Raw genomic sequence first — 13,418 nt, 5'->3', positions numbered from 1 at the left:
TCACCCGGCCTCGGCCGCGCAGATCAGATCGATGTGTCGGGTGGCCCAATCACTCAGCGGTTCAAGGGCGTTCAGCAGCGCCTCGCCAGCGGCCGTCATCGAGTACTCCACGCGGGGCGGCACCTCGTGATAGCTCTCCCGGTGCACAACGCCGTGCCGTTGCAGCTCCTTGAGGTGCTGGGTGAGCATCTTCTGGGAGACCCCGGGCAGGCTGCGGTGCAGGGCGTTGAAACGCTTCGGTCCGCCCTGCAGCTCCCACAGGATGAGCGATTTCCATTTTCCGTCCACCACCGCGAACGCCGCGTCCAGCCCGCACGTGTACTCGCCCAGCTCGCTCATGACCATCCCCAGTGTTCGGCACCAACAGTTACCAAAAGGTAAGTATACCACTTTAAAGTGGGTACTTGTCTCACAGTAAGCGATTCTCGAACGATGGTGGCATGACAACCACACCGCATTCGATCGGCTTCCTCGGACTGGGGGCGATGGGCTCGCAACTGGCCCGGACCGCAATCAGCGCAGGCCATCCGGTCACCGTCTGGAACCGCAGCCCCGAACGGGCCACCCCGTTGGTGGCCGACGGGGCCGTCGCGGCGCCGGATCCGGCAGCCGTCCTGGCCTGCGACCTCACCGTGCTGTGCCTGTTCGACCACGCCTCGGTGCATCAGGTGCTCGACCCGGTGGCGGGCCAACTGGCCGGGCGCCGGCTGGTGAACCTCACCACCACCGCACCGGAACGGGCACGCGAACTTTTCCGGTGGGCGGCCGGGCACGGTGCCGACTATCTCGACGGCGGCATCATGGCGACACCCGAGATGATCGGCACCCCGCAATCGTCGATCCTCTACAGCGGATCGTCCGCGCTCTACGACGACCATCGTAAGCTGCTCGAACTCTGGGGAACCCCTGAGTATCTCGGTGACGACGCGGGGATGGCGTCGCTGTACGACCTGGCGCTGCTATCGGCCATGTACGCGATGTTCGCCGGCTTCTTCCACGGCGCGGCGATGGTCGGTGCGGCCGGCGTCCCCGCCAAGGAGTTCGCGGCCCGCGCCGCGGGATGGCTTTCGGCGGTGGTGCCGTCGCTCGCCGGATACGCCGAGGTGATCGACGGCGGCGACTACGGGGTGGTGGGCCAGCAGAGCCTGCTGTTCTCCGACCTCGGCGACATCATCGAGGCCAGCCGGGATCAGGGCATCGGCAGCGAGGTCGTCGATGTGGTGCAACGCCTCATCCGCCGCCAGATCGACGCGGGTCACGGCGCCGACGGCTTCGCCAGGGTCATCGAGAGCATCAAGGACGGTGCCGCATGACCACCTCGGTAACCGTGCTGGGTCTCGGGCCCATGGGGCGGGCGCTGGCCGGCGCGCTGCTGAACGCGAATTACCGCACCACGGTGTGGAATCGGACCGAGGCCAAGGCCCGGCCACTCCTGGACCGGGGCGCGGTGTGGGCCGATACGCCCGCGTCGGCGGTCGCGGCGGCCGACGTCACGCTGGTCAATGTCGTCGACCACGCCGCGCTCGACGAGGTTCTGGGTGCCGCCGGTGACGCGATCGCCGGGCGGACGGTCGTCGGGATGTGCTCCGACATCCCCGACGCCGTGCGGCGCACCGCCGCACTGGTGGCCTCCCGCGGCGGTCATTACCTGGACGGGGCCATCATGACGCCGACCGACACCATCGGCACCCCAAGTGCCAGTGTTCTTTTCGCCGGGCCGCAGGACCTCTTCGGAACTCACCGGGCAGTGTTCGAGATGCTGGCCGCGGTCACCTGGGTGGGCGAGGACATCGGCCGGGCGGCCGCGTTCGACCTGGCGCTGCTCGACGTGTTCTGGACCGCGGTGAGCGGATTCCTGCACGCCCTGTCGGTGGCGGGAGCCAACGGTATCTCGGCGGCGGAACTGCTGCCCCACGCCGGCGGCATCGCCTCGATCCTGGCGCCGATCTTCGACGAGATCGCCACCCGGGTCGAAGCGGCCCGCCATGGCGACGCCGCCGCACCGGTGTCGTCGGTGGCGGCGTCGGTCCGGCACCTGATCGCCGCGTCGCGGGCGGCGGGTTACGACGCGGGCGCACTGGAGGCGTTCCGGGGTTACGTCGACGCCGCGGTCGCCGACGGGCACGGCGCGGACGAGATCAGCCGCATCCGCCCCACGGCCGCGACCACTTAGGCCTGGCCTCCCAGCGCGAGCAGACGTGAAACTGCCTATTTTCCGGCGAAATCAGGCAGCTTTGCGTCTGCTCGGCGGAGAAAATCAGGGTCCTGTTTATCCGAGCCCGCCGCCCGCACGGGCACGGTCGTCAATAATGTGCTCCATGGAGCAGAAGCCGCCCACCGCCGTCATCGAATCCGCCCACCGCGCTCAGCGCGAGGGCCTGCCGTTCGGCGACGACCGGGATTTCGCCGACGCCGACCGGGGCTTCCTCGGTGCGCTCGAACCATGCGTGGTCAAGGCCGCCGACGGCAGGGTGGTCTGGGACAACGACGCGTACGCATTCCTGGACGGTGAACCGCCGACCACCGTCCACCCCAGCCTGTGGCGCCAGTCCCAGCTGTGCGCCAGGCAGGGCCTCTACGAGGTGACCAGGGCGAGCGGAGCGACGGGAACGGATCTGCCGGGCATCTATCAGGTTCGCGGACTCGACCTCTCCAACATCAGCTTCATCGAGGGCGACACCGGCGTCATCGTCATCGACCCGCTCATCTCGACCGAGACCGCGGCCGCCGCCCTCGCGCTGTACCGCGCCCACCGGGGAGATCGCGCGGTGCGCGCCGTGATCTACACCCACAGCCACGTCGACCATTTCGGCGGTGTGCTCGGCGTGACCTCGCAGGCCGAGGTCGACGCGGGCACGGTGGCCATCGTCGCACCGGAACACTTCACCGATCACGCCGTGCAGGAGAACGTCTACGCGGGAACGGCGATGGCCCGCCGGGCCGCTTACATGTACGGCGCCGCGCTGGACCGTGGTCCGAGCGGGCAGGTCGGCTGCGGGCTCGGACAGGTGGGCTCGACCGGGGAGGTCGCGTTGATCGTGCCGACCGTCGACATCCGCGAGACGGGTGAGAAACACACGTTCGACGGTGTCGAGATCGAGTTCCAGATGGCGCCCGGCACCGAGGCGCCCGCCGAGATGCACTTCTACTTCCCGAAGTTCCGGGCACTGTGCATGGCCGAGAACGCCACCCACAATCTGCACAACCTGCTGACCCTGCGCGGCGCGCTGGTCCGCGACCCGCACGGCTGGGCCGGCTACCTCACCGAGGCGATCGACACCTTCTCCGACCGCGCCGACGTGGTGTTCGCCTCGCACCACTGGCCGACCTGGGGGAAGGACAACATCGTCGAATTCCTGTCCCTGCAACGGGATCTGTACTCCTACCTGCATGACCAGACGCTGCGTCAGCTGAACCAGGGCCACACCGGGATCGAGATCGCCGAGACCTTCGAGATGCCGCCGGCCCTGCACCAGGCCTGGCACGCCCACGGCTACTACGGATCGGTCAGCCACAACGTCAAGGCGGTGTACCAGCGCTACATGGGCTGGTTCGACGGCAACCCGGCGCGGCTGTGGGCGCATCCGCCGGAGGCCGTCGGGCCACGCTACGTCGAGGCCATCGGGGGCATCGACCGGGTCGTTGAACTCGCCCGCCACGCCTTCGACGCCGGCGACTTCCGCTGGGCAGCAACCCTGCTCGATCATGTGATCTTCACCGACCCGAGCCACGACGAAGCCCGCACCGTGTACGCAGACACGCTCGAGCAGCTGGCCTACGGTGCGGAGAACGCCGTCTGGCGCAACTTCTTCCTCTCCGGCGCCACCGAACTCCGGCAGGGGAATTTCGGCACGCCGACCCAGACCGCCTCACCCACCCTGATGGCGCAGCTGACACCGGAGCAGATGTTCGACGCCTTGGCGATCAACGTGAACGGTCCGCGCGCGTGGGATCTCGATCTCGCACTGGATGTGTCGTTCTCCGACCTTGGGGCGAACTATCGGTTGACGCTGCGCAACGGAGTCCTGGTGCACCGCAAGGTGCCCGCCGATGCCGAGAGCGCACATGTGACGTTGAACCTGGAGACCAAGGCCAGGTTGTTGCTCCTGGCCGCGGGTGATTTCACCTCGCACGGCCTCGAACTCGGCGGCGACGCGGCCGCACTGCGGCAGTTGGTGAGTGTGCTGGACAAGCCCGACCCGAACTTCAGCATCATCACGCCGTAACCTTCTCCCGCCGAAAAGACGCGTAGGTACCCGACACGCCCGGGATTTGGTACCGCGGTGTCTGCTGGCCGGGTCAGGGCAGGCCACCGTCGGCCCGCACGATCGAACCGGTGGTGTAGCTCGACGCGTCCGACATGAGAAACAATGCCGCACCGACGATTTCACTTGGGTCTCCGGCCCGCTGCAGGGCCAGGTGGGCAAATGGCTGCCCGCTGGTATCCCATGCCTTGCTGATATCGGTGAGGAAGGGCCCCGCCATCAGGGTGTTGACCCGCACCGTCGGGGCGAACGCCTTGGCCAGCCCCTCGGTCAGGGTGTTCAGCCCGGCCTTGGCCGCCGCGTAGGGCAGCATGTGCTCGTCGGGGCGCAGTGAACCCGACGAGCTGATGTTGAGGACAGCGCCGCCACCGTCGGCCACCATCCGTTCGCCGATCAGCGCCGACAGCCGGAACGGGCCCTTGAGGTTGAGGTTGACCACGGCGTCGAACAGCTTCTCGGTCACCGACCCCAGCGAATCGTAGAGCGGTGACATCCCGGCGTTGTTGACCAGCACGTCGACCTTGCCGAACCGGGCATAGGCGGCCTGCACCAGCCCGTCGAGTTCATCCCAGCGCCCGACGTGCACCTGATACGGGAAGGCGGCGCGGCCCGTCGTGGCCGCGATCTCCTCGGCCGTGACGATGCAGGACTCCAGGTTGCGGCTGGCGATCACCACGTCGGCGCCGCAGCGGGCGGCCGCCAGCGCGATCTGGCGGCCCAGCCCCCGGCTGCCACCCGTGACCAGCACAACCCGGTCGGTGAGGTCGAAAAGCTGGTCGGCGTAACCCATATCAGTATGGTGTCACGGTGCAGTTGCTTCTGGTCCGACATGCGTTGCCGTTGCGCAGCGAACCCGGTCAAGGATCCGATCCGGTGCTCTCCGATGTCGGCGTCGAACAGGCCGGCCGGCTGCCCGCCGCGCTGGCCCGGTTCCCCATCGCCGGCATCGTCAGCAGCCCGCAACGCCGCGCCGTGCAGACCGCCGACCCGCTGGCCGCGGCGCGCGACCTGCCGGTCCGGGTCGACGACCGGCTGGCCGAATACGACCGCGACATGTCGCACTACGTGCCGATCGAGGAGATCGCCGAGGAGAATCCCGCCGAGCTGGCCCGGCTGGCGTCCGGGCACCTGCCCGGTGGCGTCGACGAGGACGCGTTCTCCGGGCGGATCGCCGCCGCGGTCGCCGACCTGGCGGCCGACGCGGACCACGAGTCCACGGTGGCGGTGTTCAGCCACGGCGGGGTGATCAACGTGCTCCTGCACCAGATCCTCGGCACCGAGCGGCTGCTGTCCTTCCACATCGACTACGCCTCGGTGACCCGGGTGCTGTCCTCACGCTCGGGGCGGCTCGCGGTGGGGTCGGTCAACGAGACCGAGCACGTATGGGACCTGCTGCCGAGGAACGCCCGGTGGTAGACAGTTCCAGTGACATATCTGGAAGGCCTCGACCTGGCCGCACTGGACCGCCACCTGCGCGGCGAAGGGATTCCCCGCAGCGGTGAGCTGCGAGCCGAGCTCATCTCGGGCGGCCGCTCCAACCTGACGTTCCGGGTCGGCGACGATGCCCACACCTGGGTGCTGCGCCGCCCGCCACTGCACGGGCTGACGCCGTCGGCGCACGATATGGCCAGGGAGTACCGGGTGGTGGCGGCGCTGGCCGACACCCGGGTTCCGGTGGCGCGTGCGGTGACGATGTGCGACGACGACGCGGTGCTCGGCGCGCCGTTCCAGATGGTCGAGAACGTGGACGGCCTGGTGGTACGTAGCGCCGCCGAACTCGACGCGTTGATCCCGTCCGGCGACCCGGCGCAGGCCGCGGCCTGCGTGGATGCGCTGATCCAGGTGCTGGCCGACCTGCACGCGGTGGATCCGGTGGCGGTCGGGTTGGGCGATTTCGGCAGGCCCGACGGTTACCTGGAACGCCAGATCCGGCGGTGGGGTTCGCAGTGGGAGCATGTGCGGCTGCCCGACGACACCCGTGACGACGATGTGCACCGCCTGCACGCGGCGCTCGGCGAGGCGGTTCCGCGGCAGGGCCGGGTCTCGATCGTGCACGGCGACTACCGGATCGACAACACGATCCTCGACGCCGGGGACCCCACGGTGGTGCGCGCCGTGCTGGACTGGGAGCTGTCCACGCTAGGCGACCCGCTCAGTGACGCCGCGCTGATGTGCGTGTACCGGGACCCGGCCTTCGACCTCGTCCTGGACATCCACGCCGCCTGGACATCGCCGCTGTTGCCGTCGGCCGACGCGCTGGCCGACCGGTATGCGACGGTTTCGGGTCTGGAATTGGCGCACTGGGACTTCTACATGGCCCTGGCCTACTTCAAGCTCGCGGTCATCGCGGCGGGCATCGATTTCCGGCGCCGCGAGGGCGGCGGTGACGACGGTCCGCGGGTCGGTGAGGCGGTGGCCCCGCTGATCGCCGCCGGGCTGCGCGTGCTGGGCTGATCTCAGCCGCGCAGCGCGGCCTTCAGGTTCTGCTTGGCGGTGCGGCGCAGCTGGAAGATGCGGGCGGTTCCGGCGGCCACGGTGAGCAGGCCACCGGCCACCGCGGCACCCAGGATCGCCACGCCGGTCGGCAGCGACCAGTGCCAGCCGAGGAACGTGAGCGGAACCGGCTCGGTGTTCTGTGCGATGAAGATGAGCAGCACGATGAGCACCAGGAAGCCCATGATCAGGGCTGACCACAACGCCGCCGCGCGGGTCAGCCCGGGTTTGTCGGGTGCGCGTCTGCCCTTGTCCGGTGGGGTCGTCTCGGCCGGGGTCGACTCCGGCGGGGTGGTATCCGGCGTCGGCTCCGGAAAGCCGTTGGCCGGCTCATCGCTGGTCATGGTGACATCTTTGCCCGGATCGGCCGCAAAGCAAACCACCACGAGCCAAACCACGGCGGCATGTCGGGCCTGCCGTTAAGGTCTTGGAGGCGGGTCGACGTGAGAACGTGGCCATCAGATTCTGCCGCCGTCGCCGAAAGGACGCGCGCATGCAGCACCGCACCCTGGCAACATTGGCGACCCTGCTCGCATTACTGACCGTGCTCGCGACCGGCTGCGGCAGCTCGAATCCGCTGGGCGGTGGCGAAATCTCGGGCGACCTCAAGTCCATCGTGGTGGGGTCGGCGGATTTCACCGAATCCAAGATCATCGCCGAGATCTATGCGCAGGCGCTGGAGGCCAACGGCTTTGAGGTCGGCAGACAGTTCGGCATCGGCAGCCGCGAAACGTACGTGCCTGCGGTGCAGGACCACTCGATCGACCTGATCCCCGAATACACCGGCAATCTGCTGCAGTACTTCGACAAACAGACCACCGCGACCACCTCCGATGCGGTGCTGCTCGAGCTGTTCAAGGCGCTGCCGGGCGACCTGTCGATCCTGGTGCCGTCGCCTGCCGAGGACAAAGACACCCTCGCCGTCACCGAGGCGACCGCGCAGAAATGGAACCTCAAGACCATCGAGGATCTCGCGAAACACTCGGCCGAGGTGAAAGTCGGCGCACCATCGGAATTTCAGACCCGCGAGACGGGTCTGGTCGGGCTGAAGTCGCGGTACGGGCTGGACATCGCCCCGGTCAATTTCGTCTCGATCAGCGACGGCGGCGGGCCGGCCACCGTGGACGCCCTCAACAGCGGCGCGGTCACGGCCGCCAACATCTTCAGCACCTCACCCTCCATCGAGCAGCACCAGCTGGTGGTCCTGGAGGATCCGAAGAACGCCTTCCTGGCCGCCAATGTCGTTCCGCTGGTGGCGTCGCAGAAGATGTCCAACGACCTCAAGACGGTGCTCGACGCGGTGAGCGCGAAGCTCACCACCGAGGCGCTGATCGAACTCAACACGTCGGTGGAGGGCAATCAAGGGGTGGACCCCGACGAAGCGGCGGGAAAGTGGATCAAGGACAACGGGTTCGACCAACCGGTGCAGAAGTAGGTCCAGATGATCACGTTCGACAACGTCAGCAAGCGCTACCCCGACGGCACCGTCGCCGTCGACGACCTGAGTCTGGCGGTACCCGAGGGCACGCTGACGGTGTTCGTCGGACCGTCCGGCTGCGGCAAGACCACCTCGATGCGGATGATCAACCGGATGATCGAACCCACCTCGGGAACGCTCACCGTCAACGGTGAGGACGTGACCAAGGTCGATCCGGTGAAACTGCGGCTGGGCATCGGCTACGTGATCCAGAGCGCCGGTCTGATGCCGCATCTGCGGGTAGTGGACAACATCGCCACGGTGCCGGTGCTGCGTGGCGAATCACGGCGCAGCGCCCGCAAGGCGGCGCTCGGCGTGATGGACCGGGTCGGCCTTGACCCGAAGCTGGCCGACCGCTACCCCGCGCAGCTGTCCGGCGGTCAGCAGCAGCGCGTCGGGGTGGCCCGCGCGCTGGCCGCCGACCCGCCGATCCTGCTGATGGACGAGCCGTTCAGCGCCGTCGACCCGGTGGTGCGCGAGGATCTGCAGACCGAGATCCTGCGGCTGCAAAGCGAACTGCGCAAGACGATCGTGTTCGTCACCCACGACATCGACGAGGCGGTCAAGCTCGGGGACAAGGTCGCGGTGTTCGGCCGCGGCGGGGCGCTGCTGCAATACGCCGACCCGGCCTTCGTCCTGTCGAACCCGGCCAACGAGCTGGTATCGGGATTCGTCGGCGCGGACCGGGGCTACCGCGGGCTGCAGTTCTTCCACGCGACCGGCCTCCCGCTGCACGAGATCGAACACGTCGACGAGAACGACATCGACGAGCTCGATCTGAAACCCGAGGAGTGGCGGCTGGTCATCACGTCCGGCACGCCGTACGCCTGGATCAACGCTGCGGGTGTCGAGGTGCACCGCAAGGGCAATCAGCTCTACGACTGCACGGTCGGCGGCGGATCCTTCTTCGCCCCGGACGGCAGCCTGCGCCAGGCCATGGATTCGGCGCTGTCCTCCCCGAGCGGGCTGGGGGTGGCGGTCGACGAGGACGGCAGGCTGATCGGCGGGGTGCGCGCCGACGATGTGCTCGAGGCGCTCAGGGAGCAACGCCGAGTCCCGGAGCTGGGGTAGGGCATGCGTTATCTGTTCACCCACCTCGACGATCTGTGGGTGCTGACGCTCGTGCACCTGCGGCTGTCGCTGGTGCCGATCGTGCTGGGGTTGCTGATCGCCGTGCCGCTGGGCGCCCTGGTGCAACGCACCACCACGCTGCGGCGGCTGACCACCGTCACCGCGAGCATCATCTTCACCATCCCGTCACTGGCCCTGTTCGTGGTGCTCCCGCTGATCATCCCGACCCGGATCCTCGACGAGGCCAATGTCATTGTGGCGCTGACCCTCTACACCAGCGCGCTGCTGGTCCGGGCGGTGCCGGAGGCGCTGGACGCGGTGCCGGAACACGTGCGCGACGCGGCCACCGCGGTGGGCTACCGGCCGCTGATGCGGATGCTGAAAGTTGAACTGCCGCTGTCGATCCCGGTCCTGGTGGCCAGCCTGAGGGTGGTAGCGGTGACCAACATCTCGATGGTGTCGGTCGGTTCGGTGATCGGAATCGGCGGCCTGGGTACCTGGTTCACCGAGGGGTACCAGGCCAACAAGAGCGATCAGATCATCGCCGGGATCATCGCGATCTTCGTGCTGGCGATCATCATCGACACGCTGATCATGCTGGCCGGCCGGGTGATCACGCCGTGGACCAGGGCGGATCGCACGCCCCGCAGGTCGAAGGCGGCCGGATGAACTTCCTGCAGCAGGCGCTCACCTTCATCTTCACCGCGGAGAACTGGGGCGGCCCGGCCGGGCTGGGCATCCGGATCGCCGAACACCTGCAGTACACCGTGGTCGCGGTGGTGGCCTCGGCGGTCATCGCGGTGCCGATCGGGATGCTGATCGGGCACACCGGCCGCGGCACATTCCTGGTCGTCACCGGCGTCAACGCGTTGCGTGCGCTGCCCACCCTCGGTGTGCTGCTGCTCGGGGTACTGCTGTGGGGACTGGGACTGGTGCCTCCCACGGTCGCGCTGATGCTGCTGGGCATCCCGCCGCTACTGGCCGGCACCTATTCCGGTATCGCCAACGTGGACCGGTCCGTGGTGGACGCGGCGCGCTCGATGGGCATGACCGAGCGCCGGGTGCTGTTGCGGGTCGAGGTGCCCAATGCGCTGCCCCTGATCCTGGGCGGGCTGCGCACGACGACGTTGCAGATCGTGGCGACGGCCACCATCGCGGCCTACGCCAGCCTCGGCGGCCTGGGTCGCTACCTGATCGACGGCATCAAAGTCAGGCAGTTCCACATCGCCTTGGTGGGTGCGCTGATGGTGACCGCACTCGCGCTGATCCTCGACGCCGCACTCGCGTTCGCGGTGTGGTTGTCGGTGCCCGGCACCGGCCGGCTGCGCGGCCGGCGTCGTGGTGACGGCAGCGGTACCGCCATGCCCGAACCGCTACTGGGCGATGAGATCGCACTGGAATCCCGTGCGCCCGCCCGTGCGCGGGGGAGTTCCGGAGTCGGCTACGACGGCGGGTCTGCGTCGCATACGGTAGACGGGTGAGTGAACAGGCACACAGTGGCGACGAGTCCGTCGGGCAGGAATCTGCCTGGCCGGCGGTGCTGACCTGGCGGGCACACGACGTGCCGAGGATGGAATCGGCGCGGGTCCAGCTGTCGGGCAACCGGATCAAGGCCTACGGCCGGATCATCGCTGCGGCCACCGCGTCCCATGCGGCGTTCTCGGCGTCCTACGATCTGGTCACCGACGAGTCGGGCGCGACGAAACGGCTGTCGCTCACCGTCACCCTTGCCGAGCGGGAACGCCAGATCTCCATCGCGCGCGACGAGGAGGGCATGTGGCTGGTGCAGGATCACACCCAGACCAGCAGATCCGATTTCGGCGGCGCGCTCGACGTCGACGTGATCCTCAGCCCGTTCTTCAACACCCTGCCGATCCGCCGGGTCGGACTGCATGAACATGCCGAGTCGGTGACCATTCCCGTGGTCTATGTGCGGGTGCCGGAACTCTCGGTGGAAGAGGTCAGCGTCAGCTACAGCAGCGGCGCGGACGCCGCGGCGGGCATCAAACTGAAGTCGCCGGTCGCCGACACCACCATCGCCGTCGACTCCGACGGATTCATCCTCGATTACCCAGGACTGGCTGGGCGGATCTGATCACCCCGCCGGCCCGCCCGGCCGCGGCCAACTGGGCGCGCCAATTCCGCTCACCGACGACGGTCGTGATGATCTCGGGCCGGCTGAAGCTGTCGTAGCGCATCCGCGCGGCGTGGCCGTTCTCGACGAGCTCGGCCACCGAGCCGCTCGCCGCCAGCGTGTCCCTGGCGTTCGTCAGTGACTCGATGCCGCGGTCCAGGGCGGGCAGCAGCTGCCCGGCGTTCGCCTCGCACATGGCGCGCACCAGGTCGGGCGCGGTCGCGGCCACCCGGGTGCCGTCCCGGAACGATCCGGCGGCCAGCGCGAAGGCCAGGGGCAGGTCCCCGGCGATCTCGGCCAGCGCCTCGGCGAACAGGTGCGGCAGATGCGAGATGGCGGCCGCGGCGGCGTCGTGCTCGTCGGAGCGCGCGGGCACCACCACCGCGTGGCAGTCCAGGGCCAGCTGCGCCACCAGCGTCCACACCTGCGGATCGACGTGGTCGTCGACGCCGACCACCCAGGGCGCGCCGACGAACAGCTTCGCGGTTCCCGCGGCCCAGCCCGAATGCGCGGTGCCCGCCATCGGGTGGCCGCCGACGAAGCGGTCCAGCAGCCCGCACGCCTCGACCTCGGCGAGCACGGCACCTTTCACGCTGGTCACATCGGTCAACGCGCATCGCGGTGCGGTGTCGCGGATGTGGCCCAGCATCAGCGGCAGCGCCGGCATCGGCACAGCCAGCACGATCAGGGCGCCGCTCTCGGCGGCTCGGCGCAGGGCCTGGTCCAGGTTGTCGGTGGCGTCGAAGCCGTCGAACCGGGCCGCCGCCGCGCCCTCGACCGAACGGTTGTAGCCGAAAACCTCCCGGCCGGCCGCGGTGGCGGCGCGCATCAGCGAGCCGCCGATCAGACCGAGCCCCAGCACGCACACGGGTGTGTTTGTCACGGTTAAAGGTTGGCATATGACCCGCGCCGGTACCCAGGGTGAGCGCTGGTCAAACTCGCTGGTCGGCGACTACCGTAGGCGCTCATGGGAGCACAGGGTGCGCCGGCCGACCTGCCTGATGGCTTCGGCGTGGCCGTCGTACAGGAGGACGGTAAGTGGCGGTGTACGGCCATGCGTACGTCGGCACTCAACAGCCTGGCCGCGGCCGAGACCGAATTGCGCGAGCTCCGCAGCGCCGGCGCGGTGTTCGGGTTGCTCGACGTCGACGACGAATTCTTCGTTATCGTGCGGCCCGCGCCGGCCGGAACCCGGCTGCTGTTGTCGGATGCCACCGCGGCCCTCGACTACGACATCGCCGCCGAGGTGCTGGAGAAGCTGGACGCCGACATCGAAGCCGATGACCTCGACGATGCCGACCCGTTCGAGGAGGGCGACCTCGGCCTGCTGTCCGATATCGGGCTGCCCGACGCGGTGCTCAGCATCATCCTCGACGAAACCGATCTGTACGCCGACGAGCAGATCGGCCGGATCGCCCGTGAGATGGGCTTCGCCGACGAGTTGTCGGCCGTGCTGGACCGCCTCAATCGGTGAGACCCGATGAAGCGCTGATCCGCGCCGCGCTGGACGCGGCCGGCTCGGCGGGCCCGCACGATGTGCCGATCGGCGCGGTGGTGTTCGCCCCCGACGGCACCGAGGTGGCCCGCGCCGGGAATGCCCGCGAGCTGCTCGGCGACCCCACCGCCCACGCCGAGATGGTCGCGATGCGCGCCGCGGCCGTGGTCCTCGGCGACGGCTGGCGGCTCGAGGGCACCACCCTGGCCGTGACGGTGGAGCCCTGCACGATGTGTGCCGGGGCGTTGGTGCTGGCCCGGGTGGCGCGGGTGGTGTTCGGGGCTTGGGAGCCCAAGACCGGTGCCGTCGGCTCGCTGTGGGATGTGGTGCGCGATCGTCGGCTCAACCACCGCCCGCAGGTGACGGGCGGGGTGCTCGCCGAGGAGTGCGCGGGCCTGCTGGAGGAGTTCTTCGCGTCCCAGCGCTGAGCGGTAGCGCCGAGCCTGCGCCCAGATCGCGTGCGGGCCCCAAATCACGCTCTAC

General features: G+C 68.8%; 16 protein-coding genes. 12 read left to right on the top strand and 4 right to left on the bottom strand.

The window, feature by feature from the left end:
• Complete coding sequence (locus ACWDTP_RS10570) at positions 1 to 339, bottom strand: winged helix-turn-helix transcriptional regulator (RefSeq protein ID WP_450019290.1); 339 nt, start codon at positions 337 to 339, stop codon at positions 1 to 3.
• A gap of 101 nt (positions 340 to 440) precedes the next feature.
• On the opposite strand from ACWDTP_RS10570, the gene ACWDTP_RS10565 reads away from it, so the two are divergent.
• The 3 genes from ACWDTP_RS10565 to ACWDTP_RS10555 all read left to right on the top strand — a co-directional run bounded on the left by ACWDTP_RS10565 (position 441) and on the right by ACWDTP_RS10555 (position 4,226).
• Complete coding sequence (locus ACWDTP_RS10565; RefSeq protein ID WP_450019288.1) at positions 441 to 1,313, top strand: NAD(P)-dependent oxidoreductase; 873 nt, start codon at positions 441 to 443, stop codon at positions 1,311 to 1,313.
• Positions 1,310 to 2,173, top strand: coding sequence for an NAD(P)-dependent oxidoreductase (locus ACWDTP_RS10560; protein WP_450019286.1), 864 nt, complete (start codon positions 1,310 to 1,312; stop codon positions 2,171 to 2,173). The genes ACWDTP_RS10565 and ACWDTP_RS10560 overlap by 4 nt, the downstream gene beginning before the upstream one ends.
• A gap of 145 nt (positions 2,174 to 2,318) precedes the next feature.
• On the top strand, positions 2,319 to 4,226 hold the full coding sequence (locus ACWDTP_RS10555) for an alkyl/aryl-sulfatase (RefSeq protein WP_450019284.1): 1,908 nt from the start codon (positions 2,319 to 2,321) through the stop codon (positions 4,224 to 4,226).
• Positions 4,227 to 4,299: 73 nt separating this feature from the next.
• Here ACWDTP_RS10555 and ACWDTP_RS10550 read toward each other — a convergent pair whose 3' ends face one another.
• Complete coding sequence (locus ACWDTP_RS10550; RefSeq protein ID WP_450019283.1) at positions 4,300 to 5,055, bottom strand: SDR family NAD(P)-dependent oxidoreductase; 756 nt, start codon at positions 5,053 to 5,055, stop codon at positions 4,300 to 4,302.
• Between the two features lie 17 nt (positions 5,056 to 5,072).
• On the opposite strand from ACWDTP_RS10550, the gene ACWDTP_RS10545 reads away from it, so the two are divergent.
• A complete protein-coding gene (locus ACWDTP_RS10545; RefSeq protein WP_450019281.1) occupies positions 5,073 to 5,681 on the top strand; it encodes a histidine phosphatase family protein in 609 nt (202 codons plus the stop codon).
• Between the two features lie 9 nt (positions 5,682 to 5,690).
• Positions 5,691 to 6,719, top strand: coding sequence for a phosphotransferase family protein (locus ACWDTP_RS10540; protein WP_450019279.1), 1,029 nt, complete (start codon positions 5,691 to 5,693; stop codon positions 6,717 to 6,719).
• A 2-nt stretch (positions 6,720 to 6,721) separates the two neighbouring features.
• Here the strand turns inward: ACWDTP_RS10540 and ACWDTP_RS10535 are convergent, their stop codons facing one another.
• Entirely contained in the window at positions 6,722 to 7,102 is a 381-nt protein-coding gene (locus ACWDTP_RS10535) for a LapA family protein (protein WP_450019277.1), read from the bottom strand.
• Positions 7,103 to 7,251: 149 nt separating this feature from the next.
• On the opposite strand from ACWDTP_RS10535, the gene ACWDTP_RS10530 reads away from it, so the two are divergent.
• Genes ACWDTP_RS10530 through ACWDTP_RS10510 form a run of 5 tightly spaced genes read left to right on the top strand, consistent with a single transcriptional unit; the run spans position 7,252 to position 11,401 of the window.
• Complete coding sequence (locus tag ACWDTP_RS10530; RefSeq protein WP_450019275.1) at positions 7,252 to 8,193, top strand: ABC transporter substrate-binding protein; 942 nt, start codon at positions 7,252 to 7,254, stop codon at positions 8,191 to 8,193.
• 6 nt (positions 8,194 to 8,199) lie between these two features.
• Entirely contained in the window at positions 8,200 to 9,306 is a 1,107-nt protein-coding gene (locus tag ACWDTP_RS10525; RefSeq protein ID WP_450019273.1) for an ABC transporter ATP-binding protein, read from the top strand.
• Positions 9,307 to 9,309: 3 nt separating this feature from the next.
• Positions 9,310 to 9,975: an ABC transporter permease gene (locus tag ACWDTP_RS10520; protein WP_450019271.1), complete on the top strand. Its 666-nt coding sequence runs from the start codon at positions 9,310 to 9,312 to the stop codon at positions 9,973 to 9,975.
• Positions 9,972 to 10,787, top strand: coding sequence for an ABC transporter permease (locus tag ACWDTP_RS10515; protein WP_450019338.1), 816 nt, complete (start codon positions 9,972 to 9,974; stop codon positions 10,785 to 10,787). Before ACWDTP_RS10520 ends, ACWDTP_RS10515 begins: the two co-directional genes overlap by 4 nt.
• A complete protein-coding gene (locus ACWDTP_RS10510; protein ID WP_450019269.1) occupies positions 10,784 to 11,401 on the top strand; it encodes a putative glycolipid-binding domain-containing protein in 618 nt (205 codons plus the stop codon). The genes ACWDTP_RS10515 and ACWDTP_RS10510 overlap by 4 nt, the downstream gene beginning before the upstream one ends.
• Here the strand turns inward: ACWDTP_RS10510 and ACWDTP_RS10505 are convergent.
• Positions 11,364 to 12,308, bottom strand: coding sequence for a prephenate dehydrogenase (locus ACWDTP_RS10505; RefSeq protein ID WP_450019336.1), 945 nt, complete (start codon positions 12,306 to 12,308; stop codon positions 11,364 to 11,366). The two genes, ACWDTP_RS10510 and ACWDTP_RS10505, sit on opposite strands and share 38 nt — an antisense overlap.
• Positions 12,309 to 12,407: 99 nt before the next feature.
• Between ACWDTP_RS10505 and ACWDTP_RS10500 the strand changes: the two genes are divergently transcribed.
• Both ACWDTP_RS10500 and ACWDTP_RS10495 read left to right on the top strand, forming a co-directional pair.
• Positions 12,408 to 12,914, top strand: a complete 507-nt coding sequence (locus ACWDTP_RS10500; protein WP_450019267.1) for a tRNA adenosine deaminase-associated protein — start codon at positions 12,408 to 12,410, stop codon at positions 12,912 to 12,914.
• Entirely contained in the window at positions 12,911 to 13,363 is a 453-nt protein-coding gene (locus ACWDTP_RS10495; RefSeq protein WP_450019265.1) for a nucleoside deaminase, read from the top strand. Before ACWDTP_RS10500 ends, ACWDTP_RS10495 begins: the two co-directional genes overlap by 4 nt.
• The last annotated feature ends 55 nt before the right edge of the window (positions 13,364 to 13,418 follow it).

The sequence above is a fragment of the Mycobacterium sp. NPDC003449 genome, assembly GCF_053588415.1.
The sequence above is the reverse complement of the archived record's forward strand: the minus strand, read 5'-3'. Positions and strand labels throughout refer to the sequence as shown.

What these genes read in the sequence shown, in the direction of transcription:
- ACWDTP_RS10570 (WP_450019290.1), bottom strand. Translation starts at nt 339, where the DNA reads ATGAGCGAGCTGGGCGAGTACACGTGCGGGCTGGACGCGGCGTTCGCG.
- ACWDTP_RS10565 (WP_450019288.1), top strand. Translation starts at nt 441, where the DNA reads ATGACAACCACACCGCATTCGATCGGCTTCCTCGGACTGGGGGCGATG.
- ACWDTP_RS10560 (WP_450019286.1), top strand. Translation starts at nt 1,310, where the DNA reads ATGACCACCTCGGTAACCGTGCTGGGTCTCGGGCCCATGGGGCGGGCG.
- ACWDTP_RS10555 (WP_450019284.1), top strand. Translation starts at nt 2,319, where the DNA reads ATGGAGCAGAAGCCGCCCACCGCCGTCATCGAATCCGCCCACCGCGCT.
- ACWDTP_RS10550 (WP_450019283.1), bottom strand. Translation starts at nt 5,055, where the DNA reads ATGGGTTACGCCGACCAGCTTTTCGACCTCACCGACCGGGTTGTGCTG.
- ACWDTP_RS10535 (WP_450019277.1), bottom strand. Translation starts at nt 7,102, where the DNA reads ATGACCAGCGATGAGCCGGCCAACGGCTTTCCGGAGCCGACGCCGGAT.
- ACWDTP_RS10530 (WP_450019275.1), top strand. Translation starts at nt 7,252, where the DNA reads ATGCAGCACCGCACCCTGGCAACATTGGCGACCCTGCTCGCATTACTG.
- ACWDTP_RS10525 (WP_450019273.1), top strand. Translation starts at nt 8,200, where the DNA reads ATGATCACGTTCGACAACGTCAGCAAGCGCTACCCCGACGGCACCGTC.
- ACWDTP_RS10520 (WP_450019271.1), top strand. Translation starts at nt 9,310, where the DNA reads ATGCGTTATCTGTTCACCCACCTCGACGATCTGTGGGTGCTGACGCTC.
- ACWDTP_RS10515 (WP_450019338.1), top strand. Translation starts at nt 9,972, where the DNA reads ATGAACTTCCTGCAGCAGGCGCTCACCTTCATCTTCACCGCGGAGAAC.
- ACWDTP_RS10500 (WP_450019267.1), top strand. Translation starts at nt 12,408, where the DNA reads ATGGGAGCACAGGGTGCGCCGGCCGACCTGCCTGATGGCTTCGGCGTG.